The organism is Flagellimonas abyssi (assembly GCF_019457905.1).
Lineage (GTDB): Bacteria > Bacteroidota > Bacteroidia > Flavobacteriales > Flavobacteriaceae > Flagellimonas > Flagellimonas abyssi.
In genome coordinates this window covers 1-3,173 of record NZ_JAHZSV010000081.1, presented here as the reverse complement: position 1 = coordinate 3,173, position 3,173 = coordinate 1, and the positions used below count along the sequence as shown (strand labels likewise).

Below are 3,173 nucleotides of genomic sequence, written 5' to 3'. Positions count from 1 at the left end.
TTTCATCCGCCGCAGGTGGTATACTATGCCCGTTTTTTGCACTTTTTCGATATCGTATTCAAACTTTACAAATTCAACAGTAATACTGTCCTTATCTTTAATGGAAGCGTTCTCGTCAATATCTAAAATGACGTAACTACCTCGGTTATCGCTGTCTTTGGGTTTGCCAATTGACCCGATATTGATAGCGTGTCGAAAATGTGACGTACTTTCATCTGCCGAATTGAAAGTTCTGTGATATGGTTTGTGCGTATGCCCAAAACACATCACATCAGCATCGGCTTGTTCCATAATACGAATCATACTTTTCTCTGCCCTGTCCTCAAAGAGATATTCATTTATCTTTCGTGGACTTCCGTGTACCAGTAGTACATTCAATTGGTCTTCATTTAATTGGAATTCCAATTTGATATGAGCTGGAAGTGTTCTCAGATACGCCCTGTTGTTTTCATTTACCAATTCGTTGGTCAAAGAAATCGAGACCGCCCCATTTGCTTTTTCCTCATCGGTTTTATAGGCGCAACCGCAATCGTCGCTTTTCCTGCCAATACCAAAGTCGTAATTGCCGGCGATGGTCGGTATTTTTCGATTTCTAATTTCCTCGATGACCTCATTGGGCCAAACGTTATAGCCCACCAAATCGCCAAGGCAGTAGATGGCATCGTATTCCCTATTTTCCAAATCTTCAAAAAAGGCCTGTAATGCAGGTAAGTTTGAATGAATATCGCTGAATAGTATTATTCTCATTGTGAAGTTTTTTTATAGGTTTAGCAACAGCCACTTCCTGGTGCACAGGAATTTGTTGCTTGAATTTCAGATAATTTCATTTTAGGTTTCTCTGTAGGGATACCGCATTGGTCTTTTGCGAGACAGTCCGTTTGTTTTGTAGTCAACAGGAAATTTTTACCGTCGAAATCGAGTCCAAATTTGCCGATGGTCTCAGCTTGGTATTCTACTTCAATTTCTAAATCTTCGATACCCAATACTTTCTCTGAAAGCTCGATAATATCGAGTAGTTTTTCGGGATGTAACCTATGGTCATAATCATCTGCATTCCACAGTTGAAAATTGGCAACTTCTTCATTACGTACCGTTCCACCGCAGTCGATAAAGTTTTTGGTAATCTTACCTACTTCGGTAACGTGAAAATGACTGGGGACTAAATCGCCATTGGGTAATTGGAAAGCGATTCTGTCCAATTGGGTAAGCTGATTTTTAATTTGTGAAAGTTTCATAGTAATAATATTATTGTTTTGTTTGCAAGAGATTGTTTATTCGAGTGGCCAGATACAGCATTTCCCTCGCGATTGTATTTGTATCGGTAAATATTAATTCGACGTTGTTATTTTCAGTTTCGTTGGATGAAATTTTCTCAACATATATCTCAATAGTATTATCGCTGGCTGATTGTAGAGATTGTAATGACTTGGGATAAACCACCCAATTTCCAGAACCATAGTCAATGTTATAGGACATTGGATTTTCCCCACGCGTATTTCTTATGCTAAAACCATATTCTTTTAGAATTGCCAGTTTTGATATTGGTTCGATTTTGGGTGAGATACCAGCAGATTGAAGACTTAACATAGTATTATGACCATAATAAATCATACCTGTTTGTAGCCAAACCATTGCAAGCTGACTTATTTCTTGGTTATCAGAATCAATAAACAGTACATCCATTTTTTCATTATCATCCATTTTCTTGAAAATTAAAAAAGCCACTTGGTCAAGGCGTTTTAAACGTTCCATAGGAATTTCCGTGAACGTATTGCCAATTTCTACAACAGATTTCTGAATTTTATTCTTGAGGGTTTGTGCTTGAATTACTTGCTGAAAGCAAAGTAAAAACACCACAATGGGAATTATTGTTTTTGTTTTCATAATTATGGGTTTACAAGTCTATATAAGTTTATCGCAATAAAACGATTAATTGATTTAAATTTTTTTAGCAACATTCATCTTTTGGCAACAAATCTTGTCCCAAAAATTCGGTCATAATATCCTTCATTTCTTTCCAGTTGGCCATATCTATGCAATAGCAAACACTTGTCCCTTCAACAGTTCCCTTTATAAGACCTAAATATTTTAACTCTTTGAGGTGTTGTGAAATTGTGGGTTGTGCCAAACCTATTTCTTTGACTAAATCGCCACAGAAACACGTATCGATTTTAAAAAGGTGTTGTAGTATAGCTACTCTTGCTGGATGACCAAACGCTTTCGCAAAGACCGATATTTGGTTTTGCTCATCTGTAAATATTTCGGTTTTGGCCAATCCCATTTCGTCATTATATTAATTCATTGCAATATTACGATTAATATTTAAATCGTCAAAACTATTTTATCGCATTAAATTCTTAATCTCTCTGAAATAAGCAAAAATAAGTTGCTTTATGCTTCTAATAATCTCGATGAATAGTTCTTTCATAACCTTTTTTTTAATTTATAATTTCTTTAAAATTGATAGCGCAATAGCGAGCACATTTTCTTTTCTCATTAAATACTGAGCTTCATCTACATTGCTTAAAAAGCCCAATTCCATTAATATCGCAGGACAATAATCTGCTGTTTCCCGAAGTACCTGAAAATTCGCAAACTTCACACCTCGACTTTCATAACCAATGGCTTCACAAAGGGCTCGTTCAATTTGATAGCCTATAAAAACCGATGCTTTCGAGAATTTTTCTTGTTTTCTTGAAGCATAAACCTCTATCCCTCTCGCATCCGGATTATCAGAATGATTGCAATGCAAAGACACAAATAAATCCGCTTTTAGTGCTTTGGCCAGCTTAGTTCTGTCTGATAAAGAAATGAGCGTATCACTATACCTGGTCAAATAAATATCGAGTGGATTTTCCAAGCTGTTATTCAACCTTAAAATGGCATCAGCAATGGACAAAACCACATCCTTTTCTTGGATGTTATTTATGCCGATTGCACCTGTATCTTTTCCACCGTGTCCAACGTCAATTATAATTCGTTTTTGAGCAGTCGATTCTTGTCCAAAAATGAAGCACATTTTTAGAACCAAAATCACAAAACTGACGTTTTTGAGCAGATTTTTCATTATCAATTTTCGGGTTATCAACAACTTCCCTTCAAAATTCCATAGGATTTGATGTCAAATAATAGCAACGGAATTCAAACAATATCAAATAATATTTTATTCACAA

General features: G+C 35.9%; 5 protein-coding genes. All 5 read right to left on the bottom strand.

What is annotated here, in order from left to right; translation table 11 throughout:
• Positions 1 to 747, bottom strand: a 747-nt coding sequence (locus tag K1F36_RS19860) for a metallophosphoesterase family protein (protein ID WP_220115341.1), incomplete at its 3' end; no start/stop codon positions are given.
• 20 nt (positions 748 to 767) lie between these two features.
• Positions 768 to 1,235 (bottom strand): DUF6428 family protein, encoded by a 468-nt coding sequence (locus K1F36_RS19855; protein WP_220115340.1) that lies wholly within the window; start codon positions 1,233 to 1,235, stop codon positions 768 to 770.
• 10 nt (positions 1,236 to 1,245) lie between these two features.
• The gene (locus K1F36_RS19850) at positions 1,246 to 1,884 is read right to left on the bottom strand and encodes a hypothetical protein (protein ID WP_220115339.1); all 639 of its coding nucleotides are present in this window, start codon (positions 1,882 to 1,884) and stop codon (positions 1,246 to 1,248) included.
• 64 nt (positions 1,885 to 1,948) lie between these two features.
• Positions 1,949 to 2,281: an ArsR/SmtB family transcription factor gene (locus K1F36_RS19845; RefSeq protein ID WP_220115338.1), complete on the bottom strand. Its 333-nt coding sequence runs from the start codon at positions 2,279 to 2,281 to the stop codon at positions 1,949 to 1,951.
• A 162-nt stretch (positions 2,282 to 2,443) separates the two neighbouring features.
• Positions 2,444 to 3,067, bottom strand: coding sequence for an N-acetylmuramoyl-L-alanine amidase family protein (locus tag K1F36_RS19840; protein WP_220115337.1), 624 nt, complete (start codon positions 3,065 to 3,067; stop codon positions 2,444 to 2,446).
• Between the last annotated feature and the right edge of the window lie 106 nt (positions 3,068 to 3,173).